Raw genomic sequence first — 23,429 nt, forward strand, 5'->3', positions numbered from 1 at the left:
GTTATGGCGTTGTGTAGAGTTCGCTGGGTTATTCGCTGGGCTAGCTGGATTGCGAATGATATCCACTCTCCAAAGCAGATCTACGAATGAAATGGCTGAAAGCCCCGCAGACACTTTGGCTGGTGATCCAAATCGCAAATCCAAAATTGCAAAGCCAAGATCGAGAATCGATGAAAGTCTGGAATGCAGAACGGGCGCAGCACACTGTGCGGTGTAGACGGATGTTCTACATCGTGGCAGCCGTTGGAAGCGGCCTATTCCGGCATCTAAGTTTAGATATCGCTTTTTGATATCGTCTACTTGATATCGTAATCCAGTATCAAGGAATCTGCAAGAAAAATTCTGGGCAAAGTTTTTTGCGAATCTAGTTAGAAATCTTCATGAAAACTAGGCATAAAACCGGGCGATCGCCCACTCTGCTTAAGATCCAGCAAAAGACGGGCGATCGCCTTGACATTGATAGCTTATCTTGATAGCGTAAAACAGGCTCTAGAAACCGCTCTCTCAGAAAGCTGCTTATAGGTTCAGCCGTCTACCTTTTGCTTTTCTCGGGGAAGCAACTTGGCTGGCTGAGTGTCTAATGCAGATCTTGTCGGGTCGATGATTTCCGCTATTCTGGGTCTAGAGTGGGGCTAATTTTTCCTAAGCTCCAATCTGGATATCCGGGGTAGGATATGGAAAATTCTGAAGCCCATTCGCTAGAGATTTCACTCCGGCAACGGGACTGGGTTTGCGGTTCCATAGTGCATCTTCATGACGGCCAGTGACGACCATCAGCAGACGTATCAGGCAATTTTTGAGAATCCCCCTCGGTCTGATATTTCTTGGGAAAAGGTTTTGGATTTACTTCGCGTATGCGGCGCGAAGCTATTCCAGAACGGCGGCAATGATGGTCAGTGGATTCAAGTCTGGTGCGAAACGCGCCGCGCAAACGCAATCTTCCATCGGCTAGACCATCAGCCGTGTCTTGCGCCCTTAATGGTGGTCGAAGTCCGTCGATTCCTGATTGCGTCAGGCATACAACCTCCCCGCACGAACGAGTAGTGTTATGAGTACTTTGCTGAGTTACCGAGGCTACACCGCAAAAGTAGATTACGACCCTGAAGCTGAAGTCCTTCATGGCACAGTTTTAGATTTGCGAGATGCTATCGTTTTTCAGGCAAAGGAGCTAAAGGACGTTAAGCGGAATTTTCACGACGCGGTTGATCAATATTTGAGTTTAATGGAGCGAACGGGTCAGGAACCCGAAAAACCGTTCAAAGGAAACATTGCGTTTCGCACCTCGTCGACGACTCACAAGAAGATTTCCCTGGCCGCGGCTCGCGCTGATATGAGCATCAATGCGTGGATGGATCAGGTGTTGAGTGAAGCGGCTGATGCCGAGCTAAAGGGCTATCGCTACGAGCGAGGCAATGCCGGAAATACCAATCAGCTTGTGGCTGTGCCGCTGGAACAGGCAGTCGCATCATCCTCTGCGGTTTTGTTGACTGAGGTTCTGCGCCAGGATGGGGCGATCGCCCCTCAGTTGGTTAGCGCCTTCAACCCCTACGCCAGCCGCAAAGACCCCCACGCCAGCCTAGAGATTATGAAATCTTTGGATCTGATATTGCGAGGCATTGCCATTGATCGCGCTCAAGTTCAAGAGGGCATGTCGAAGCTCTTGAGCCTGACCAAGTCGGATGATGTCGCTGAGGTGCCGCCCTTTGTGCTGAGGGCGATTTCAGAGCAGATGTTGAGGACAATTAGTCTAGACCCCGCTGCACCGGCGAATGTTAATTTTTCGCTGCATCCCGAAAATACACCCGTAATTAACACCTGAGCCGTTGTATCGGCATTGGAACTGCTTGATACCCTGGGCAATCCCTTTTTCGTGTTTCTCTGTTGACGCTTCAACTTCTGACGCTTGAACCCCACTTGCTGACCCAAGGCAAGGATTCTCGAACCCGGCTGAGTTTGGGGCGATCGCCGTTACTGCTCTGCGCCAGTTGAGCTGGTTGGCCTTGGCTGGATTCATCTGGCAACGCTTTAACTGTTTACTCATCTATTGCCCATCTATGCAAGAAGCCGTTTGGGGTGCTTCAATCTTTTTAGGCTGATCAAGTAATTTTTTGAACGTTGTGCCCACACCTGGCAACTGGTGTCAGGCTTTTATCAATAGTCACAATAGTCACAATAGTCGGAAGAGACAGTTCTGAGAGGGAGCGCTTTCAACCCCGCTAGGTGGAGCTTTTTCAGGGTTTGAACCTCCAAGCTATGCCACTTTTTAGAGTGGAACTAGTCCGGTTAAGCTACTGGCATAGGTGGCCGCATCCCCCAAATAGATGAACCTATAGACTACTACTGGTTTTAGCTCCCCTCAGGAAATTTCTCGTGAGTCCTGCCCGCCCCCCTCACGTTTCGCTGGTTTCCTCGACTAGCTTGCCTGCTGCGATTTTGGCTAGCGAGTTTTTTTCGTTCCTATATCCAGGCGCAGAGATTGACTCTTTTATCGTCGAGCTGCAAAAGCAGGCCCACAGCATTGTTCAAGAACTAATCCGGACTCGCGTTCCTGTGGTGGTTCTAAAACCAGGGCTGGATCGAGTTTTGGACGTGATTCGCACAGAGAATCAACATCCTGAACTGGCCCAGCGAGTTGAAGACCTGATCGACCAAATCAACCTCTGCCTTGTGCCGCTGCCAGAGGGACATGAATGGGGAGAGGATCACGATTCCAAGTCGCATGAGTTGGCGATCGCCCAGCGTGAGCAGCTAGGAATCGTCGTCATTGTCCCTGGAATCTACCCCAATTTTGATGGCAGCATTCAGATCCACACGGCCAGCGACTTCCTCAAGTGGTTGCAGCAAATTCCCCACCCTGTCGATGCACCCAACGAAACACCCGTTGCTGAAGAGGGCAGCCCAACGCTAGAAACGGATGCCGCTACTAAAAAATCGGTCTTGCCTTGGGTTGGGCTGAGCGTTGCAGGGCTGTCTTCCCAATTTTTGCGATTTCACTCAGAAAAACCAGAGCGGACGGAAGCCCTTGTAGCACTGCTGTTGTATCACTTGCTGTCTACCGAGGTGCATCGCTGGAATCCTGCAAAGCCCGTGGAACTGGCCGAGAGCCTCGACTGGCTCCGCCGCTGGGCAAGCTCGGATCGGGTGGGCACAGCAGAAGGAGCGCCCGGAGCAGGTGGAAGGTTTAACGATCTCGTAGCCTTGCATGTGCTGGGGCGGACGGGTGACTCTGGCGACTCTGTTGTGGAAGGGGCGATCGCCCCCGATGTACCGCCTTCTCAAGAGGTTTCCCCAGCGCAACCAGCAGTTCTTAAGGAATTAGACGAAGACAGTCATCCCAGTCTGCTAAAAGCTGGCGGGAAGCGATCGCAGTTTCCGATTCTTGACGGCGAAACTTGGCCCGACGACGGAGTCGAAGATCCGCCCGCATCCGATCTAGACTCCACGAATGGCGGGGAGCCGACGCGCCCAACCCCTCCACCCGCCTTTGAGTATCCAACCTTAGACCTTTCCGAACCCGGAGCGGATGGGGCAGGCGATCCCGTTGTCGGCGATTTGGAGGGCGACGATCCGGGAAGTCCTGACAATGCGGGCGGTGGGGGTGGCGGCCAGCCAAAATCACCCAGGACTCCACACAGTCCTCAGCCGCCCATCGATAACCCGCCCGGAACAGATTCCCCAAACATCCCGGAACCCCCTGCCCCTCCACCAGGGCCAACCCAACCGCCACCCAATTTGGGGAATCCAGGCGATACGCCCGGTGGTGAGGTGCCAGGTGATAGTACACCAGATGCGCCCGGTGATCATACGCCGGGTGGCCATGCGCCAGGTAACAATGCGCCGGGTGGCAGCAATGGTGGCAATAGCGGAAACAGTGGCGACAACGACGGACTGCCTGAGCTGCCAGGGTCGGGAAATGGCGACGATGAGCTTCCTAGCCCGCCCATCGAGCCTCCCAATCTGCCAGAGCCGCCAATCGGGCCGCCCCCACCCAATTCTGGCGGCGCAGACGGGGCCCCACCAAGCCAGCCGACTCCGCCAGATGGATCGGGTTTGCCCGGTAGCGGAGAGAACGACCAGTCAGGTGGCGGGGAGTTACCCAACCCGCCGGACAATGTGCCTGTGTCGCCGACACCCCCTGCTGCGACGCTGGATGGCGCAGGCGGCAGCAAGACTTTTGTGCTGCAACTGGGTCACTCTGAAGCCCTAGTGCGTTCTGGAAAGGAAACCCTCTCAGTCTCGATGGGCCGCGAAGTGGTGATTGCGAACTTTAGCGGCGTGGGCACAGGCAGCGTTGCAGCAGCGAATCCGAATGAGCTGGATACGATTCAGCTAGTGGGTGCGCCGTTCACTGCAAAAAACATGCTGCTGACCCAAGTCGGGGCTGACTTGCTGATTACCTTTGATGGCGTGTCTGATTTCACGATTCGCCTGAAGAACTTTGCGCTGAAGGATCTCGACAACCTAGTGGCGGACGGCAACCTACTGTTTGATGGGCAAACGGCGATCGCCGATGACTTTGATGTCATCCACTGGCGCGAAGACCTGACGGTCTTCCGGAGTAACGTTGTCACCTTCCTCAATGACTATGACAACCGCGTTACAGGCCGCGATAATTCCAACGACACGATTAACGGCATGGGCGGCAACGACGTGCTGCTGGGGCTGAGTGGCGATGACCTGTTGCGCGGTGGCGATGGCAATGACTTGCTAGATGGCGGCATCGGCAACGATACGCTGGTGGGCGGTGCTGGGCGCGATACCTTCGTGCTGGGCGCACGGCCGGGCGTGGATGCGATCGCCGACTTTGAAGTGGGGCTAGACAAGCTGCGACTAACGGGCAGCCTATCCCCCGATCAGCTAACCTTTAGCGCCAGCGGCAGCAATACCCTGATCCGCTATGGAGACAGGACGCTCGCAATCTTGCAGAATGTGCAGCCCAACAGTCTAGACTTCAACAACCTGTTTGATCCAACCAGCCACGCAGCGGCAAGCTAACCCATCGCCCTGCTCACAACTGCCAACTGGCCACGCTAAGATCGAAATCGCCCAAAGCTAGGAATTTCCGATTCCGCAAGCGCTGACAGGGTGCAACAGCGAAGGATTTTGATCCGGCGTTTTTGAGGCTCGTGAGGGATGCAGATGGTCGTCAAAAGGGTTATCAAACCTGTGTCTCTTGTGTGTCTCTTGTTGTGTGTCTCTTGAGAGCGGCGCGTACTTCACCACACGAGAAAACGCTGTATCTGGGTCTGGACTACGTCCGGGTGTAGGTATCTTGCGGGTGAAACAGATTAGAAGCAAGTGCTAGCACATCTTGCAATCGAACTTTTTGGTATCTTATTGCAGAACCTGATAGGCTTTTTCAAAAGTTCATCAGGTCTGGGATAGATTCGTTTCCAAAAGTTCTTCTGTTAAGTTTGCTTGCAGGGCTGCTGTCTACTCGATGCTACGCTTCTGCATTGTGGCGATCGCCCTGGTTTAGGAACCCTCTCAAGACAGGTTCAAGTCTCCCTCCTATGAGGAGTGCCAGAGTTGTCGCTTCTCAACTAAGGTTGAAGTCTCGGTTTAGCATCGGTTGCACAGATCGCGCTGGTTATGGGTTGGGGTAGAGATCGCTATGCTGGAATACAAAATGTTGGAACACAACAGGTTGGAATACAAAGGCTATACAGCGGAGATCGAGGTGGATATTCAGGCCGGCGTGCTGCATGGTCGCGTCCGCGACATTCAGGATGTCGTGACCTTTGAAGCCGAGACTGCGGCTGAGCTAGAGCGCAAGTTTCACCGCTGTATCGACGTGTATCTGAAATTCTGCCAGGACACTCAGCAAGAACCCGATCGCCCCGGTCTTCAGCCTGATTCCAAAACTATCGCCTTAAAAGCCACGCCCGATTTGTGCCGTGCCGCCGACCACGCAGGCAAAAGCATTGATTCCTGGGCGCAGGATGTCCTCTCTGAAGCTGCTCGTCGCAGCTTGGAACCCTTTGCCTAGTGGGCGCATCTAAAGGTTGCATCAGAATTTAGGGAATTCTAAGTAACGCCACGTTTTACAGTAACGCTGCGTTTTATAGTGGAGTTGCTGCTCATTCCTTAAGCAATTGTGAAAGCGATTACTCTGCTTGGCTCCACTGGCTCCATCGGCACCCAGACCCTGGACATTGTGAGCCAATATCCCGACCAGTTTCGGATTGTGGGGCTGGCGGCGGGGCGAAACGTAGACCTCTTGGCTCAGCAGATTCGCCAGTTTCGCCCCCAAATTGCTGCAATTTGTGATCCGGCGCTGTTGCCCCAGCTGAAAGAGGCGATCGCCGACCTCACGCCGCAACCCATCCTGCTCGCGGGCGAAAATGGCGTAGTCGAAGTCGCCCGCTATGGCGATGCCGAAGCTGTGGTAACGGGGATTGTGGGATGTGCGGGGCTGCTGCCCACCATTGCTGCCATCGAAGCGGGCAAAGACATTGCGCTGGCAAACAAGGAAACCCTGATTGCGGGCGGCCCGGTCGTGCTGCCGCTGGTGCAAAAGCATGGCGTGAAGCTATTGCCCGCAGATTCCGAGCATTCCGCCATTTTCCAGTGCCTCCAGGGGGTTCCAGAGGGCGGGCTGCGGCGCATCCTGCTGACAGCATCGGGCGGCGCATTCCGCGATTTGCCGGTCGAAAAGTTGGCCACTGTTAAGGTTGCCGACGCGCTCAAGCACCCCAACTGGACGATGGGGCGTAAAATCACCATCGACTCTGCCACCCTGATGAACAAAGGGTTGGAAGTAATCGAGGCGCATTTCCTATTTGGGCTGGACTATGACCATATCGAAATCGTCATCCACCCCCAGAGCATTATCCACTCGCTAATTGAGCTAGAGGATACTTCCGTGCTGGCGCAGTTGGGGCTGCCCGATATGCGCCTGCCACTGCTCTATGCCATGTCCTATCCCGACCGGGTGCCGACCCAGTGGGAACGACTCGACCTGGTGAAATGTGGCGATCTTACCTTCCGTGCCCCCGACCATCAGAAGTATCCCTGCATGGGGCTGGCCTATGCGGCGGGACGGGCAGGAGGTTCTATGCCCGCTGTGCTGAATGCCGCTAATGAACAGGCGGTGGATCTGTTCCTGCGGGAAAAAATCCAGTTTCTCGACATTCCCCGGCTGATTGAGCAAGCGTGCGATCGCCATCATCCGCACAATCTGCCCCAGCCCACCCTCGACGACATCCTTGTAGCCGATCAGTGGGCGCGGCAGGCGGTGCTGTCGGCGAGTCAGCGCTTGGTAGCGTAATGGGGGATGCAAGGTAACGGAGATTAGGGGATGATGGAATGAATGATGGGAAGCGCCAGTTGTCGTCTGCAATACGCAAAACCTGCAACATCGCTCCTGTCAGTCTCTCGCTCCTGTCCGTCTGAAGCTCTCACAGCCCAAAGTTCCCTCGCAATGTCCAACCCCCTCCGCAGAATCAAGCAATTGCCCTGGCTGCCGTTGTTTCAGACGGCGGGCTATGCCGTAATTGGGCTGTTTGCGGTGGAACTGTTGCTGTGGTGGGGCGATTCTCGACTGCCCTTTGTGGCGCGGGCGAATGCCCTGATCTTTTCGCCGCCGCTGGATTTGCTGATTGTCCTGTCAATTGCCATTGGCGTGGGAGCGCTGGCAGTGCATTTGCTGGATCACTTTCAGCGGCAGATTTTTATTAATCTGGGTGTGCTTTGGGGGCTGATTGCTTGCCTGGTGGTGATGGTGTGGGTGCGATCGCTCTCTGGTATTCCCTCGCTGCTGCCACCCAGTCAAGTTGCGCTGATGGGCTTGATCATCGGCGTGTTTTGGCGCGGCAAAAATCACTGGCGCTGGTGAGCCAGTTTAGCCAGCTTGACAAAACTTGACAGAAGAAAATTAGGGCAAATCTATTCGTTCTGCTTCGCTGAGGATTTAGGCAAATTGAAGCGTTGAGGGCGATCGCCTTTGGTGCAGAATCCCACAGAATAGAGATAGGTCTGCCGTTTCTCGCCCCCAACTCGCCGCCATGCCCGCTTCTCCTCAAACTGTGGGGCCCATTTTGCCAAGCGCAACCGATGGCGCAGCTCTTGCCAAGCCGCTGCGCCTCAGCGCTGTGCTGACCCGGTTTCAACCGACCCCTGACTCTCGGCTGCTAGGGCTGGCGCTGCTCATTGGCACAGGCGCAGGGCTGGGCGTAGTCACGTTCCGCTATTTAATTCACCTAGTCAACCAGCTCATGCTGGGTCGCGTGGCGGGCGTGCTGTCCGTTTGGGGACACTGGACGCTGGCGCTGCTGCCGATTTTGGGCGGGCTATTGGTGGGCGGACTTCGCTGGGGCGTGCAGGGCTTTGGGCCGGGTCTGTCGGCGCTGATGGAAACGGTGCAGGGTGGCAAAGAGCTTGTCCCGCTGAAGCCCGTAAGCAAGATGGTGGCGGCAGCGATATCGCTGGGCAGCGGTGCTTCTCTAGGGCCGGAAGGGCCCAGTGTAGAAATTGGCGCAAATTTTAGCCTGCTGCTGGGGCAAGCGCTAAAGGTATCGCAAGAGCGGCAAATGTTGCTGCTGGGCGCGGGCGCGGCGGCGGGGTTGGCGGCGGGGTTTAATGCGCCGATCGCCGGGGTGTTCTTTGCGCTGGAAGTGGTGCTGGGTAGCCTGTTTGCCCCGTCATCGGCGAGTGTGGTGCTGCTGTCGGCGGTGGTGGCGGCATGGATCGCGCAGATTGGGCTGGGGGCAAAGCCTGCCTTTGCGCTGCCTGCTTATGAGGTGCGGAGTCTGCTGGAACTGCCGCTGTATGTGGGGTTGGGAGTATTTGCCAGTTTGGTGTCCATTTTCTATCGACAGGCAATGGCGATCGCCCAACAAGCCTTTCAAGGGCAACTGCCGGGAACTCAATGGCTGGCGAAAATCCCCCATCCGCTGCATCCGGTGCTGGGCGGCATTGCGGTCGGGGCCGTGGCGCTGTGGTTTCCGCAAATCCTGGGCGTAGGGTATGAAACCGTTGAGTCCATTTTGCAAGACGTGCAGTTTCCCCTGCGAATGGTCATCGCGCTACTGGGGCTAAAGCTGGTGATGACGGCTATCAGCTTTGGCAGCGGGTTTGTGGGTGGCGTGTTTGCGCCCGCGCTGTTTCTGGGCGCGTCGCTAGGGCTGGTGTATGGCAAAACCTTGGCGATCGCCCTGCCCGTGCTGCATCCCTACATGGCCTCGCCGCCCGCCTATGCGATGGTGGGCATGGCGGCGGTGCTGGCCGGCAGCGTGCGCGCGCCGCTCACGTCCATCCTGCTGCTGTTTGAGCTAACGCAAGACTATCGCATCATTTTGCCGCTGATGTCGGCGGTAGGGCTGAGCATCTGGCTGGTGGAAACCCTGCAACCCACCAAACTGATGGACTCCGACGGCGAACAGCAAGAAGCCCCAGAGGAGACAATCGCCGGAATATCCGTCCCTGCATCGCTTTTGGTGGTCGATGCTTTGCAGCCAATTGCCCTCAAGCTGTCGGCCGATCTGTCACTGGTGCAGGCCGCCCGCACCTTGATCGATCAGCGGGCCACCTGCGCTCTGGTAATGGACAATTTGGCAGGGCTGGATAACGTCGATCACCTCAACAATCTGGACTATCTCAGCGGCGACGAGGAACTGGTGGGCATCTTGACCCTGCGCGATGTGAATCGACTGATTCTCAAGTCTGAAGAAGACCCCGACCTACTCCAGCAACCCATCCGCGAGCTTTGTACAACTCATGTGCTGTTTGCCTATCACGACGAAACGGTGAAAGAGGCGATCGCCCGCATGGGCACTCGCGGACTGCACCAGATCCCCGTCGTTGAGCGCGACCACCCCACCCATGTCATCGGTCTGCTCACCGAAGAGAGCATCACCACCGCCGCCCGCCTGGCCCGCATCACCAAAGCCTTGGGCGACAGCGAGGAGTCGTCGGAAGATTTGCAGGCTGACCTGGCAGAACGAAACGGCAAGGCGATCGCCTTGCCAGAGGAAAAAATCGAGATCGAGAGCCAAATTCTGCCAAATTCTCTAGGCGTTGAAAACTCTATCGATGCCGAGAGCCTTGGTAAAGTTAGATCCTAATATTCATCATTCGCAATCCTTCTGCCGCAATTTTTCCGCGATGAGCAATCGTAGTGTTATCACAATCAAACCTGATGAGCATGGCGATACTCCATACATTCGCCACACACGTATCACGGTATATGACGTTTTGGGCTGGCTTGCCGACGGACAATCCATCGCTGAAATTGTCAATAAATTCCCAGAACTGACAGAAACAGATATCAGGGCTTGCCTGGAATTTGCGGCCGATCGCAGTCATTACGGTTCATCTATTTCTAGAGATGAAGCCTCTAGCAGTGAACCCTCTGGCAGTGAACCCTCTAGAACTGCAAGCCTCTCTTCGCCAATTCTCCACCCCATCAGCCCCGCCTATTCCGAAACCTCGATCAACGCTCAGCAGCATGTCGATGATCCAGTTTCGTCCCAAGAAATCGGACAAACTCCGCCCGCCCCGCAGCCCAGCGCCTTGCTTAAACCCTTTGTCTGGATGGAGAAGCGGATTTGGGAACCGCTACTTTCCTGGGGAGAAAATCAGGCCTTAATCAGCCTGCTGGGATTGTTGGGCAACCTTGGCCTCATCATTGCTGTCGTTAGTTACATCGGCTTAGAAAAACAGCGGCGCGATGATCAGGTTTATGCAGCCTGGCAGACCATCACCAACGCCCAAGGACAAAGCGGAAATGGAGGACGCATCCTGGCTCTGGAGTTTCTGAATGCTTCGCCGGGGGCCAACTGGCGTTTGCATTTTCCCTGGATTTGCATCTCTGAAGATTGGCTATGTTCCAAGTGGGAACCTGAAAGCCTGGACGGGGTGGACTTGGCAAAGGCCTACCTGGCCGGAATTCAGCTCCCCAAAGCCAGCTTGGTTGAAGCGAATTTGGAAGGCGCAGTTCTATGGGGAGCCAACTTGCAAGGGGCAAATTTGGAAGAAGCGAATTTGCGAGGGGCGAAGTTGGGCGCAGCCAATCTACAAGGGACGAGACTGGATGAAACCAACTTTCAAGGAGCCTTTTATTCCGACGAAAAAACGTCCAGGAGTTTGTGTGTAGATATTACCTATCCGCCCATTCATCCCTGCCCGACTCAATTTCCTGAAGGCTTTGATCCAGCATCCGCTGGAATGAAATCACTTCCCTAGCGGTCTATTTATAACTATTCATAAATAGGTGGTTGCTTATGGATTAAAGATGGGTAATCCGAGGAGTTAAAGGGTCTGGTCTGGTTGTTATCAGCCATGAGCGGATTTCAAAATCTTTGTGATTTCCTGGATGACAAAACTCGAAAACGCTTGTGATTATAGAAGTGTGACTGGTGATTATAGAAGTGTGACTATAGAAGACAGTGGTGCTTCATTGAGAACTGGCATCACCTATTGGCTTCACTCCTGAAAAACAGAGTCCAGAGTCCGAATCAAGACGCTAAAGGAGCAAACATGAATTCGTTGGGTATTTTGAAAATGGCTCAAGGGGTTGTGGAGCGGCTGGGCGATCGCGCGAAGGTTTACATTGGCGCAGGGCTGGTGGGTTTTGCAGTGCTGGCAATGCTGCTGTTTTCGCTGTTCCGTCCGGCCCAGATCGTGACGACTGAAAGTGTGCGAAACTTAATCTTTAGCGGCGTGGAAAATGCCAGTGAGTTTGTTGCTGCCACGACGGATGGCTATGCCACAGTCAAGGTGGAAGAAGTCGCCAAAAAGTTGGGCATTCCTATCGGAAAAACCAGCCTGATCTATGAAGGCGTGGGCACGGTGCAGGCAGGCTTTAACCTGAAAGACTTGGTGGTTTCAGATCTCGACTTCAAGAATCGCGTCATCAAAGCCGAATTGCCCGCTCCTCGGATTTTGAACATCAATCTCGACATTGCGCGGAGTTCAAAAATCGACGACTACCGCTCGTGGTTTGGCCCTGCTGCAACTGCGGAGCTATACGAAGAAGCGCAGCACCAAGCACTCGCCATCATCCGTGAAAAAGCGTGCAGCGGCAACTTGTTCAAAGCCGCCAATAGCAGCGCCAGAGAACAGATCAGGACGATTCTAAACAAGGCAGGGTTTAACACGGTGACGGTGGAGGTGGAGCCAGGGAATTGCGCTGCCTAGCCTTGTAAGGGTTTTGGTTTGAAATCATTGGGTTTGAAATCAATCGTGAATCAACTGGGCAGGCTGGATGGGGCGATCGCTCTTTCCAGCTTGTTCATTTCTCCCCTGCGCCGCTTGCTTTCTCCCCATCCCCTGTGGCACAAGAACAGAAGCCTCTCCAACACCCCAACACTCCACCATGCTCTACTGGCTCCTCTGGCTCAGCTTCATCGCCTACGCAACCTTTCTCGCACCGCCCGATCGCCCTGAAACGCTTAGCCTGATTCAGAACCTCTCAACGGGCCAGTGGGATGGCATTAACCCGCTGGTAATTGCGCTGTTTAATTTGATGGGCATCTGGCCGCTCGTCTACAGCGCGGTGCTGTATGCCGACGGGCGTGGGCAAAAGGTGCGGGCGTTTCCCTTTGCGGCGGGTAGCTTTGCCGTCGGTGCGTTTGCTCTGTTGCCCTATCTGGCACTGCGAAAGCCAAATCCCACTTTTATCGGCGAAACGTCCTGGCTGATTCGAGTGATGGATTCGGTGTGGACAGGGCGCGTACTGCTGCTAGGGGCGATCGCCCTCTTGCTCTACGGCTTTACGCAGGGCGACTGGACTGATTTTGTGCAGCAGTGGCAAACCAGCAAGTTTATCCACGTCATGAGTCTGGATTTTGTAGCGCTGTCGGCGCTGTTTCCGGTGCTGCTGCAAGATGACCTGGCGCGGCGGGGTCTTGGAAGCCGCTGGTTCTGGGCGATCGCGCTGGTTCCCCTGCTGGGGCCGCTGGTCTACCTATCCGTTCGCCCGCCCCTTGCCCGTGCCACCGAATTTGCCACCTCAGAAGCCGCCCCAGAAGTCTCCCTGGAGGGATAGCCGCAACAACGGACGATCGCAGCTTAATATCCCTGCGGAATGAAGTTTGCTGACATGTGATCTCGTAACATTCAACATATCAAGCAAGTTTGCAAAACTAACAGGGGATATCGAGCGATCGCCCTGTGCAGCGTTTTTTAATTTTCCAAAGCGGGTTATGCGTTGTACCGAAATATTGGGTCAACGCACTGCTTTCCATTGAATTAAACGCTTCTACTGACTGAGCAGGTTTGTCGGCTGTTGAGATCAATTTGTTCTTTAAACTGTGGGAGAAAAATCATGGCTAATCTGTTGACTTGGCTGGTGTTGGGCTTCATCGCGGGCGCGTTGGCAAAGCTAATTTATCCAGGACGGCAAGGCGGCGGCATCTTTGCCACAACGCTGCTGGGTATTTTGGGTGCAATGCTGGGCGGATGGCTGGGCACGGTGCTGTTGGGTGGAGCCGTTACAGGGCTGAATCTGACCAGCATTATCCTGGCAGTGATCGGGGCAATGCTGTTGATCTTCCTGTGGGGTGCATTCACTCGCGCTGCCTAGGTCGCTTGAGACAGGGATAGGAACCTCGAAAAATTGATATGACTGCCCGTATTTCACTGAGGCTTCACCTTGGTCTTGCTTAATGTCTTGTTTGAGGCTGTACCCGGGCAACATTCAATAAATCGAGGTTCCAATAAATCGAGGTTTCCAGAGATTGGTTCGATAACGACTTACCCAGAGAGGCTGAATGAGTGCCTGTCAGGATGGGAATCATGCAACCTCAGAGAGCATCTGCCTAGAGCTTTCCGAATTAAACCAGTCCCTGCCTCTACTCCTAACGCCGAGATTGTAGTCAGGTCGCCGTGTGGGCGATGCTTACAGAGCCGGTCTGGCTCAGTGCGAACAAGGGACTTACAACAGAATTTACGACTTCGGTGTCTGATCTTGCATCAGCTTTTCCCAGGCGGCTTTGGCCGCTTCTGAGAGGCGATCGCCCAGTTCATTGACCTCGCTCACCAGCGCATTCCAGTTTTTCTCCGCTTCCTTTTGAATCGAGTCGATCGACTGCTCCAATTCATCAGGCTTGAAAAGCTGGTTTTGCTCAACGGCCTCGCGGGCCTGGCGCACCACCTTGAGATAGGTTTCGCGAGTAAACTCCCCTGCGGAATGGGCTTCCTCCTGGGCGCGGTGCGTGATGGCATCAATCAGCGCCTTAGTTTCTCGCTGAATTTCATCCAGCCCTTCCAAGGCAGAGCCGTGGTCGCCCGTAGCGGGTCGCGCTTCCAGGACGATTGGCTCTTGGTCAGACCCATTCGGTGAATTTGGATCAAAGGTCATCGCATTGCCTCCTAAAAACCTAAAAAATAGTGGATGAGTTCGGATTGCGGCAGGCTCAAATGACAGCCTTAGGAAATGACAGTCTCAGCAACACGTTAGAATCCAGACGACTTCAGCGTTGCCGAGTCTCCAGTTGCCAAAAGCTCCTGCTCGACCCGCAGCAGATTTTCGATGCGGGCTTCGGTGGTTGGATGGGTCGAAAAGAGGCTGGAGAGAAATTGTTGAGGAATAGCGTTCATAATCAGCAGCGGCTCAAACGCAGGATTGGCCCGCAGCGGCATTTGTCGGGCGCTTGCCTCCAGCTTTTGCAGCGCGCTCACCAAGGCACGGGGATTGCCCGTCATCCGGGCGGAGCCAGCGTCGGCCTCAAACTCGCGGGTGCGGGAAATCGCCATCTGAATCACGCTGGCGGCCAGCGGCGCTAGAAGAACGGTGAACAGCAGCCCCAGGGGATTGCCGCCGCCCTCGCGCTCGTCGCGACTGCCCATGCCGCCAAACATCAAGCTGTACTGCATCATCTGCGCCAGCCAGGAAATCGCCCCAGCAACCGTTGCAGCTACAGCTTGGGTCAGCGTGTCGCGGTTGCGGACATGGCTGAGTTCGTGGGCAATGACGGCTTCTAGCTCCGGCTCTGTCAGCATTTGCACGATGCCCTGTGTAACGGCGATCGCCGCATGTTCTGGGTCGCGCCCGGTGGCAAAGGCGTTGGCTCCCGGAGAGGGAATGACAAAGATCCGAGGCATCGGCAGGTCTGCCCGCTCACACAGCCGCCGCACCATTGCATACAGCCCCGGTGCTTCGGCTTCGGTAATCGGCTGTGCCTGATAGGCAGCCAGCGCAATCTTATCCGACGAATACCAGGACATCAGGTTTGTAAAGGCGGCGATCGCCAGTCCAATCAGCGCCCCGCTGGAACCACCCAGCATCCAGCCAATGCCAACCAGCAGCCCGCTCAACAGGCTCAACAGCGCCAGGGTTTTTACTTGGTTCATATCCGGCTCCTATCGCAACTCACCCGCTATTTTGCACTCAAATTGTACGAGTCGGGGATCGCTGATCGTGAGGAAAAAACCGTTAAAGTTGGGGCGGTTTTCCGTATTGGGCAGTGTTAGATCTAGCGGAAAAAGGATCACGATCCTGGAGCGGGGTGCCACTGGCGGTAGGGATGCTTCACCAGCGCCGCGTTGAAATAGCGCGGATCGTGGGAGACTTCTTCGCCAATCCAGTCGGGAAGTTGCACCGTTTGGTCGGGGCTAGAGAGTTCCACTTCGGCAACAATTAGCCCGTCGTTGTCGCCCCAAAACTCGTCCACTTCCCAGACCAGCCCTTCGTAGGGAATTTTGTAGCGAGTTTTCTCGATCAGCGGGCGATCGCACAGGGTATCCAACAATTCCTCCGCATCCGCCAGAGGAATTTCATACTCAAACTCGCTGCGCGATACTCCTTCCGTTGCGCCCTTAATCGTCAAAAAGCCCCGCGTTCCTGCAACCCGCACCCGCACCGTCCGCCCTGCCCCCGACAGCAGATAGCCCTGGCGATAGGTCGTGCCTTCCGCCAGCCCACGCCAGCGATCGCCCACCACGAGAAATTTTCGCTCGATTTCCTGCGCCATATCGATTTTGGGTTTTAGATTGCTGATTTTTGGATCGCCAATCCAGGGTTCTGCTCGGCTTCTCAGCGACTTCATGGGCAGCGGTGATTACTAAACCACTGGGTAGTCACGTTGGAACTCAGAACGCAGGACTCGAAAGCAGCCCATGAAATACCTGCACAGGTTCTATCACAACCAGAGATTGGCTTTAGGTCATTCAGATTACGACGGGGACGCAAACTTGATAGGGTTATAGAGAACAGGCTAGCGCTAGAGGTTGGGTGAAATGGATCTGAAAAACCACTCAAGTCCTGCGATCGCACCCTAAAACCTGACTTATGCAGCCTAATGTCTGTTGGCTCTATTAGCTCTATCTGAGGGTCTGAAACCTTATGCAGTCTGTTCGCAACGTCGTGAATGTAGTGATTCTGTTTTTGCTTTTAGCGTTTATTGCCAGCAGCTTATTTCGGCTAGGTGTATTCTTTTTGAGTGGCGGGCTGTCTGCGTCCTAAGCTGCGTCTTGATATCCGCTCTTGATATCCGCTCTTGATATCCGCTAAGGCGAGACTCTAAGCCATTTTTTTCGTTCTCTAAATCCTTTACCCTCAACTTCAGTTTCTAAACCCCCAAACCCCTTATGGCCGACGTACTTTCTCCCGCAATCAGCGATCGCATTTGTAAGCACATGAACGAAGACCACGCCGACGCGGTGTTGCTCTACGCCAAGGTCTACGGCGGGGCAGCGGCGGCCACGGCGGCGAAGATGGTGTCGATTGACCCAGAGGGCATGACGCTAGAAGCGGAACAAGCGGGAACCGCGACTCCTGTGCGCGTCACCTTTGACCATACGCTGCAAGACTCGGAAGATGCCCATCAAACGCTGATTGCAATGGTGCGCCAAGCGCGATCGCAGACACACGGCGAATAAGGGCGCAGGGGGTATTTTTCTCCTGCTAGCCCCGCACTTTGACGCTGACCTTGCCAGCAGGGGGGCGGCGGGCCAGGCGAACGGTGCTGGGCATGACACCGACCATCAGCGCGAAGGACTCGTCAGGAATGCGAGCAATAGTAGGCGCGTCGAAGTAGGTTTCAAACTGGTTCAAAATCTTTTTGGCCCGCTGAATCGCCTCAGAGGTGTCGGTAAACTGCTGCGTCAGGCGAATCCACTGTCGCCGAATTAGGTAAGCTTCCTGGCGCTCTTCGTGGGTTTCTGGAGCAACTAGCGACAGGTTGCCCACCGGGATAACCTTTTGGCAGTCTGCATCAAACACGCCGCCGACCGCTGCACCAGGCCCAGCAAACTCAGCGTGGAACTGTTTGTAGAGAACGAGTCCGTTGCGCTTGCGCTTATTGACCGCAAGCACTCGCCCTTCTTGGATATAGCGCAAAAGCTCGTCTGGATTTGTGCAGTCAATAATTTGCACGGAGGTGTTCGCAGCGGATTCGCTAGGGGATCGCTCAGCCGAGGCCGAGCCAGAGGACGATTGGAGGCTCTCTCTAGAAGGATAGTCTGAACCTGTGGGATTTGTGCGATCGCCCTTCGTAACAGGCTGAGAAATCTCCGCATTGTCCAGCAACCCATTCTGCTGAGTTGTCACACGAGTGGATGAATGGTGTAAATCGCGATCGCTGATAGCAGCAGACGCTTGACGAGCAGAATCTTGACGGTTCCCTTTAGCGGTATCCAGCATGTTCCCACGAAGCTCTGAGGACAGACAGCAGTCCATGTCTAGAGTTAATTCTAAGGGCAGCAAATCCAGAACGCATCGGAACCCATAAGAGCTTTATAAAGCCCCAGTAAAAGTTGGATGCGACAATTTAAACCTCTCGTAAAGTTGCGTTAGCGCTGTCCAGCCAACTCCCCTGAAAAGTCCTCATATCCTCAATTGCGCCGGATTGGCCGGGCGAGCGCAGATCAGCCAATAAACTTTAAAGATGTCAAGAAGTGCAGATTGTTCCACCGTTGCGATCGGCACCTCTCCACTGGCATAGAACTGAATGTAGAACCGATGGTAGAACTGATACGATGCATTTGCTCAATGCATTCTATAAGTGCTATCTCTGTAGCTGTGACCTATCCCTGTGGCTGTGACAGGCGTTTTTGCAAGAAAAGCTGCTGGGGTTGCCCCATTGCCCAGGTAAACGGATTCCACTCAGATTTGCTGACGTGATAGCCCGCCTTTTCATACAGCAGTCGGGCTGCTGTATTGTTTTCCAGCGTGTGCAAATAAAGTGCTGCAAAGCCCCACTCTGCCGCGATGCGATCGCACGCTCGCAGCAGTTGCAGCGCGATGCCCCGCCGCCGATAGCCCGACCGCACTGCCAGGTTGGAAATATAAAGATAGCGATCGCCCACCACATTCCAAAATGCAGGACGATGCAGATTCATCTCCAGCGTGCCCACCACGCGCTCGGTCAGGGTGTCGTCGCTGCCGTGCTGCTCAACAGCGACCAGGCAGGTATAGTGCGGCGTTTTGCGATGCAGCCGGCCGCGCAAATCGTCCAAAATACCCGCTCGAAACAGCGGATAGGCCCAGCCCAGCAGCCCGTCTGGATTGTGAAAACTGCTTGCCAGCACCTCGGCTAGATCGGGCAGGTCGCGCGATCGCGCTGTTCGGATTAAGATTGTTCCAGGTTCATCTACTTGGGGCATCCCGCGCGGATCACCCATCAACCCAGCCAGCAACGCCGATAAAAATACGTCTCGACCCACGGCCACGCCCGTAATCACTGCATCTCCCCATTCTAGAACGAGCGAAAACGAGTCGCAGCTATTCTGATTCTTCTCAGTATTCCCCTACTATTGCGCGTCTGGCATTTACAGTTACATCTATTGCTAGATTGGGAACGCTAAGAATCAGGTAAGTCCGTGGTGCATTTGGTGTTCACAGTTTGGCAGCACGTTGAATTCTATGCGGCACACTATTTCTAGCCGTCCCTTGAGAGCGATGAACTCCCAGCAGGAGCGCGATGCATGGCGGCAATAGATCCCAACAAGCCCAAAATTCTGGTCGTCGATGACGAACCCGATAACTTAGACCTGCTCTATCGCACCTTTCACCGTGAGTACAAAGTGCTGCGGGCAGAGAGCGGGCCAGAAGCGCTCAACATTCTGGCCAGCGAGGGCGGCGTGGCGGTGATCATTTCCGACCAGCGGATGCCGTCTATGAGCGGGACGGAATTCCTGAGCTTGACCGCAACCCAGTACCCGGACATTATCCGGATTATCCTCACGGGCTATACCGATGTAGAGGATTTGGTCGAAGCCATCAACTCCGGCAAGGTCTTCAAGTATGTCACCAAGCCCTGGGACGATGAGGAACTGAAGGGCGTGGTGCGGCAAGCCGTAGACACGCACAATGTCCTGAAAACGCGCACTCAGGAATTGCAGCGATCGCTCCGTCAGGAATCTTTGCTGAACGCCGTCACCAACACCATTCGTGGAGCGTTGAACTATCGGCAGATCCTGCAAACCATTGTGGAAACCGTCGGACACATGTTTGAGGTGGACTGCTGCCTGCTGCGGCCGGTTCACGACAACCGCCTGGGGAGCGAGGTGTTTGTCTATCGCTCTCGCCGCGTTACCGAAGCCGAGGAACACACCGACCTGGCCTACCGACTGGATGATATCAGCAGCCTCGCCCACACCGTCTGGGAAACGCGAGACGTGCAGGTCATCTACGATGCCCGCGCCGAAGCGGAACTGCTGGCCACCTGCCCTACCGAAGCCGGACAGCAAGCCTATCGCGCTGCCAACATTGCTTCTAGCCTGGTGGTGCCGCTGATCTGTCAGCAGGAGTTAATGGCAGTGCTGGCGCTGCACCAGTGCGAAGCGCCGCGCACCTGGCAAGACGACGAGGTGCAACTGGTGGTGATGGTGTCGGATCAGGCGGCCCTGGCGCTGTCTCAGGCCAAGGCTTATGAACAGGTGCGATCGCTCGCTCGTCGAGAAGCTTTGGTGAACACCATCACCACCGCGATCCGCTCTAGCCTCGATCCCCAGGATATTTTCTCTGCCATTACTCAAAAGCTGGGGCAGGCAATTCATGCCGATGGCTGTGCCCTGTCGCTGTGGACAGAGGGAAACGAGTTTGTACAGTGCGTTGGCTTGCACGAGCTGACCCACGACGGCAAAGAGGTGTCCTCCGGGTTACCGCTGGATGAATGGGGACGGAGTGATCCCAGTTCACGTCACCAGTTGCCGCTGTCGCTGGTGCCTATTTCGGGTAATCCCGTGCTGCAACGGCTGCTGTCTACCCAGGCTCCGGTGGTAATCAACGACCTCAGCCAGCACCCAGAGCTAAACGTGCCCGATCTGCCGCTGCGATCGCCCGCCCGTGCCCTGCTGGTGGTGCCACTGCTCAGCGATGGCCAGATTATCGGCAGCATTTCGCTGCGCCAGATGCACCAGCCGCGCCAGTGGTCGGCAGACGAGATCGAGCTAGCCCAGGCCGTGGCCGTCCAAGCGGCGATCGCCGTGCAGCAGTCGCGCCTCTATCAAAAAACTCGCCAACAGGCGGAACAGCTTTTGGAACTTGATCGCCAAAAGACCGAGTTTTTCCAGAACGTATCCCACGAATTTCGCACCCCGCTGACCCTCACCATCGGCCCGCTAGAGTCGGCTGTGTCTCAACAGCAGGGCCTCAGCTTCGAGCAGTCGCAAATCGCCCTGCGAAACTCGCGTCGCCTGCTGCGACTGGTAAATCAACTGCTCGACCTCCAGCGGCTGGATGCTGGCCGGATGCAGCCCAGTTTCCGCCCCTGCGACCTGCGCGACTTTGCCAGCCAGATTATCGACAGCTTCCGCCCCTACTGCGAGAAAAAGCAGATTCATCTGATTACCCATCTGGAGCCGTGTCCCCCGGTGTATCTGGATGTCGAAAAGTTTGACAAGGTGCTATATAACCTGCTGTCGAACGCCATGAAGTTCACGCCGTCGGGCGGCACGATTACTGTCACTGTGGCTCCAGCGGGGGATCACTGCCAGATTCGGGTGCAGGATACGGGCATCGGCATCCGTGCTGACCAGATTCCTCATCTGTTTGAGCGGTTCCGCCAGGCCGACGGTTCGGCCAGCCGCAGCTACGAAGGCAGCGGTTTGGGACTGGCACTGGTGAAGGAACTGGTCGAAATGCACGGCGGCCAGGTGACAGTGGAATCGGTCTATGGCGAGGGCACGTCCTTTATTGTGTGGCTGCAAACGGGGCTGACCCATCTGCCATCTGAGCAGGTGATTGAGATTCCCGCTGAGTTGGAGCATAGCCGCTCTACGGTGGAACTGGCGGATATTGAGGGCGATCTAGCGCTTGCCCAAGATGCAGAGCAGCGACCCGTGGCGATCGCCCCTTCCCCCAGCGCTCCCCCGACCCAGATTACGGGCGCACCGGCCTTGGAGTCGCTGCCCCTCGCCCAAACTGCGGCCACTTCACAAAGCACGGTCTTGGTGGTAGACGATAACGCTGACATGCGCGGCTACGTGTCCAGTGTGTTGCAGCAGGCGGGCTATCAGGTGATCACCGCCCGCAACGGAGCCGAAGGCTTTATGACAGCGCAGGTGCATCGTCCGCAACTCATCCTGACCGACCTGATGATGCCGCTGGTGTCAGGGCTGGAATTGATTCAAATGGTGCGTCAGGACGACGACCTGAGGGGAACACCCATTGTGCTGGTCACTGCCAAGGCCGACGAAGAAACCCGCATTGAAGGAGCCGAAAAGGGAGCAGACGGCTATCTTTCTAAGCCGTTTAATGCACGAGAACTGGTGGCCGAGGTGCGAAACCTGCTGGCCCTGAAAGAGAGCGAGCGGCGCGTGGCAGAGCTAAACACTTACCTGACGGAATCGGTGCTGAAGCGATTTTTGCCGCCATCGCTGGTGGAGAAAGCGGCACGGGGCAACCTGGCGCTAGATCTGCGACCAGAGCCGCGCATGATCACCGTTTTGTTTAGCGACATTATCGGCTTTACGCAGTTGTCCAACACGCTGCGATCGCGCCGGGTGGCCGAACTGCTGAACGAGTACCTGACCGAAATGACCCACGCCATTTTTGAACATGGCGGCACGGTCGATAAATTCATGGGCGACGCAATTTTGGCCATCTTTGGTGCGCCCGAAGAAATTAGCCCAAATGAGCAGGTAAAACGGGCGATCGCCGCTGCTCAGCAGATGTATCGCACCCTCGACAAGCTCAACGAGCGCTGGCAAGCCCAGGGCATCAGCCGCGTCCAGTTTCGCTGTGGCATCCACCAGGGCACGGCCGTCGTCGGCATGTTCGGCGGCTCCGAGCGCACCGACTACACCGCTATCGGCCCCAGCGTCAACATCGCTGCCCGCATCCAGGAAGCTGCCGAACCCGATACGATTCTGGTTTCTGCCGCCGTGGCTGATTACCTGGATCAGCACACGATTACCAAGTTCAGCCCGCTAGAACTCAAGGGCGTAGACGAGACTGTGCTGACCTTCGCCATTCGCATCGATCACCTAGACGAGGCGATCGCCAAGGCAGAAGGATAAGACAATCCAAGCTGGCCATCCAAAATCGCCAATCCGAAATCGCCCATCCAAAATCTAAAATCGCCCCAGACCTTGCCGGAGTTCTCGTCCCAAAATTGCGCCTGTGATCAGGTGATAGGGAATCAGCCAGACCATCATCGGGTAGATCCAGTAAAAGAACAGCAGCAGCAGCAGCGGATAAAACCCAAGAATCGACAGTGCCAGCGCAACCGCCAGGTTAATTGCGTAGAACCGCAGCGTGAAGCGGCCGAGGTAAAACGTTTGGGCAATATTGGGCTGTTTTAGCAAGTGGCGCACATAGCGATTTTGGAAATAGAACGAGATGCCGTTGACCAGACCGGCGGCCGCCAGAAGAATGGGCACCGATTGGCGAAAGGGCACTCCATCGGCAAAGTCTGTGCCCCGGCTCCAGCGCCAGGCAACGGCGGCGATCGCCAGCGCTGCAAATAGCAGCGTCCACAGCAGGTAAGAAACCCGAAAGCGCTGCAAAATTTCGAGACGGGTTTGGGAGGGGGGAGGAGGAAAGCTGCTCATTACTGGAGATTAACTGGAGAGGCTGTGAACGGGCTGAAGTGAGGGCGAAAGAGGTGGCAGGATGTTCGGTGTCTCAACGCGGGCGATCGCCACAGTCGTAACTTTAGTTACGTTTTGAGGTTGCAGCCCCTAAATCAAAGTACAAGGAAAGTAGGCGGCTGAACTCATTTCCGTGTTTGGACTCGAACGCTACATCTCAGAGTACATCTGGTTAGAGTACACCTGGAGGATTTTCCCATGAGCATTGACCATCAGGCCCGCGAACGCCTCGCACAACAGCGCCAGCACGCCGAAAACCTGCAAGACAACATGCTGGAGCGTGCCGAAGAAGAACTGGCTGCGGCTGGCGAGTCTTGCATTGCTGAACAAGCGCGAGAAGCCTTGACCGAGCAGCGGTTGCATGAGCAGCAGCTTCAAAACAATATGCTAGAAAGGGCAGAGGAGGAAGTCGGCTCGACCCAATCCTGACGCAATTTTTGAGACAGATTACT

At 55.5% G+C, this 23,429-nt stretch carries 20 protein-coding genes and 1 pseudogene; 15 read left to right on the forward strand and 6 right to left on the reverse strand.

All coding sequences use genetic code 11. The features are described 5' to 3' along the window. Positions 1-753 precede the first annotated feature (753 nt). The 12 genes and pseudogenes from IGS16_RS18115 to IGS16_RS18165 all read left to right on the forward strand — a co-directional run bounded on the left by IGS16_RS18115 (position 754) and on the right by IGS16_RS18165 (position 13,525). Positions 754-1,044 (forward strand): hypothetical protein, encoded by a 291-nt coding sequence (locus IGS16_RS18115; RefSeq protein ID WP_297087828.1) that lies wholly within the window; start codon positions 754-756, stop codon positions 1,042-1,044. A gap of 4 nt (positions 1,045-1,048) precedes the next feature. Then, positions 1,049-1,819 carry a type II toxin-antitoxin system HicB family antitoxin gene (locus tag IGS16_RS18120; RefSeq protein ID WP_297087830.1) on the forward strand — a complete coding sequence of 257 codons (771 nt, stop codon included), beginning with the start codon at positions 1,049-1,051 and terminating at the stop codon, positions 1,817-1,819. Between the two features lie 551 nt (positions 1,820-2,370). Next, on the forward strand, positions 2,371-4,995 hold the full coding sequence (locus IGS16_RS18125) for a hypothetical protein (protein WP_297087831.1): 2,625 nt from the start codon (positions 2,371-2,373) through the stop codon (positions 4,993-4,995). 619 nt (positions 4,996-5,614) lie between these two features. Further along, entirely contained in the window at positions 5,615-5,989 is a 375-nt protein-coding gene (locus IGS16_RS18130) for a type II toxin-antitoxin system HicB family antitoxin (protein WP_297087833.1), read from the forward strand. A 108-nt stretch (positions 5,990-6,097) separates the two neighbouring features. Beyond that, positions 6,098-7,270 carry a 1-deoxy-D-xylulose-5-phosphate reductoisomerase gene (locus tag IGS16_RS18135; protein WP_297087835.1) on the forward strand — a complete coding sequence of 391 codons (1,173 nt, stop codon included), beginning with the start codon at positions 6,098-6,100 and terminating at the stop codon, positions 7,268-7,270. A 153-nt stretch (positions 7,271-7,423) separates the two neighbouring features. Continuing rightward, the gene (locus IGS16_RS18140) at positions 7,424-7,837 is read left to right on the forward strand and encodes a hypothetical protein (RefSeq protein WP_297087837.1); all 414 of its coding nucleotides are present in this window, start codon (positions 7,424-7,426) and stop codon (positions 7,835-7,837) included. A 169-nt stretch (positions 7,838-8,006) separates the two neighbouring features. Continuing rightward, positions 8,007-10,064, forward strand: a complete 2,058-nt coding sequence (locus IGS16_RS18145; RefSeq protein WP_297087839.1) for a chloride channel protein — start codon at positions 8,007-8,009, stop codon at positions 10,062-10,064. Between the two features lie 40 nt (positions 10,065-10,104). Further along, positions 10,105-10,305, forward strand: a pseudogene (locus tag IGS16_RS22395) (DUF433 domain-containing protein); the annotation flags it as partial. 228 nt (positions 10,306-10,533) lie between these two features. Continuing rightward, positions 10,534-11,184, forward strand: coding sequence for a pentapeptide repeat-containing protein (locus IGS16_RS22400; protein ID WP_367185823.1), 651 nt, complete (start codon positions 10,534-10,536; stop codon positions 11,182-11,184). 318 nt (positions 11,185-11,502) lie between these two features. After that, complete coding sequence (locus IGS16_RS18155) at positions 11,503-12,138, forward strand: DUF4230 domain-containing protein (protein WP_297087843.1); 636 nt, start codon at positions 11,503-11,505, stop codon at positions 12,136-12,138. A gap of 178 nt (positions 12,139-12,316) precedes the next feature. Beyond that, positions 12,317-12,988, forward strand: a complete 672-nt coding sequence (locus IGS16_RS18160; protein ID WP_297087846.1) for a DUF2834 domain-containing protein — start codon at positions 12,317-12,319, stop codon at positions 12,986-12,988. Between the two features lie 279 nt (positions 12,989-13,267). Continuing rightward, positions 13,268-13,525, forward strand: coding sequence for a GlsB/YeaQ/YmgE family stress response membrane protein (locus IGS16_RS18165; protein ID WP_297087848.1), 258 nt, complete (start codon positions 13,268-13,270; stop codon positions 13,523-13,525). Between the two features lie 363 nt (positions 13,526-13,888). Here the strand turns inward: IGS16_RS18165 and IGS16_RS18170 are convergent, their stop codons facing one another. The 3 genes from IGS16_RS18170 to IGS16_RS18180 all read right to left on the reverse strand — a co-directional run bounded on the left by IGS16_RS18170 (position 13,889) and on the right by IGS16_RS18180 (position 15,914). Further along, positions 13,889-14,302 (reverse strand): hypothetical protein, encoded by a 414-nt coding sequence (locus IGS16_RS18170; protein WP_297087850.1) that lies wholly within the window; start codon positions 14,300-14,302, stop codon positions 13,889-13,891. A gap of 95 nt (positions 14,303-14,397) precedes the next feature. Next, positions 14,398-15,294 (reverse strand): M48 family metalloprotease, encoded by an 897-nt coding sequence (locus tag IGS16_RS18175; RefSeq protein ID WP_297087853.1) that lies wholly within the window; start codon positions 15,292-15,294, stop codon positions 14,398-14,400. Positions 15,295-15,431: 137 nt separating this feature from the next. Beyond that, the gene (locus IGS16_RS18180) at positions 15,432-15,914 is read right to left on the reverse strand and encodes a CYTH domain-containing protein (protein WP_297087879.1); all 483 of its coding nucleotides are present in this window, start codon (positions 15,912-15,914) and stop codon (positions 15,432-15,434) included. Positions 15,915-16,530: 616 nt separating this feature from the next. On the opposite strand from IGS16_RS18180, the gene IGS16_RS18185 reads away from it, so the two are divergent. Then, positions 16,531-16,821 carry a DUF2470 domain-containing protein gene (locus IGS16_RS18185; protein WP_297087855.1) on the forward strand — a complete coding sequence of 97 codons (291 nt, stop codon included), beginning with the start codon at positions 16,531-16,533 and terminating at the stop codon, positions 16,819-16,821. Positions 16,822-16,846: 25 nt separating this feature from the next. Here the strand turns inward: IGS16_RS18185 and IGS16_RS18190 are convergent, their stop codons facing one another. Together IGS16_RS18190 and IGS16_RS18195 are read right to left on the reverse strand one after the other, a co-directional pair. After that, complete coding sequence (locus IGS16_RS18190) at positions 16,847-17,584, reverse strand: hypothetical protein (protein WP_297087857.1); 738 nt, start codon at positions 17,582-17,584, stop codon at positions 16,847-16,849. A gap of 383 nt (positions 17,585-17,967) precedes the next feature. Next, complete coding sequence (locus IGS16_RS18195; protein WP_297087859.1) at positions 17,968-18,624, reverse strand: N-acetyltransferase; 657 nt, start codon at positions 18,622-18,624, stop codon at positions 17,968-17,970. Positions 18,625-18,867: 243 nt separating this feature from the next. Between IGS16_RS18195 and IGS16_RS18200 the strand changes: the two genes are divergently transcribed. Then, positions 18,868-22,404, forward strand: a complete 3,537-nt coding sequence (locus tag IGS16_RS18200; protein WP_297087861.1) for a response regulator — start codon at positions 18,868-18,870, stop codon at positions 22,402-22,404. 54 nt (positions 22,405-22,458) lie between these two features. Here IGS16_RS18200 and IGS16_RS18205 read toward each other — a convergent pair whose 3' ends face one another. Further along, the gene (locus IGS16_RS18205) at positions 22,459-22,938 is read right to left on the reverse strand and encodes a hypothetical protein (RefSeq protein ID WP_297087862.1); all 480 of its coding nucleotides are present in this window, start codon (positions 22,936-22,938) and stop codon (positions 22,459-22,461) included. Positions 22,939-23,175: 237 nt separating this feature from the next. On the opposite strand from IGS16_RS18205, the gene IGS16_RS18210 reads away from it, so the two are divergent. Beyond that, positions 23,176-23,406: a hypothetical protein gene (locus tag IGS16_RS18210; RefSeq protein WP_068507719.1), complete on the forward strand. Its 231-nt coding sequence runs from the start codon at positions 23,176-23,178 to the stop codon at positions 23,404-23,406. The last annotated feature ends 23 nt before the right edge of the window (positions 23,407-23,429 follow it).

This window comes from Thermoleptolyngbya sp. C42_A2020_037 (assembly GCF_015272455.1).
Classification (GTDB): Bacteria; Cyanobacteriota; Cyanobacteriia; order Elainellales; family Elainellaceae; genus Thermoleptolyngbya.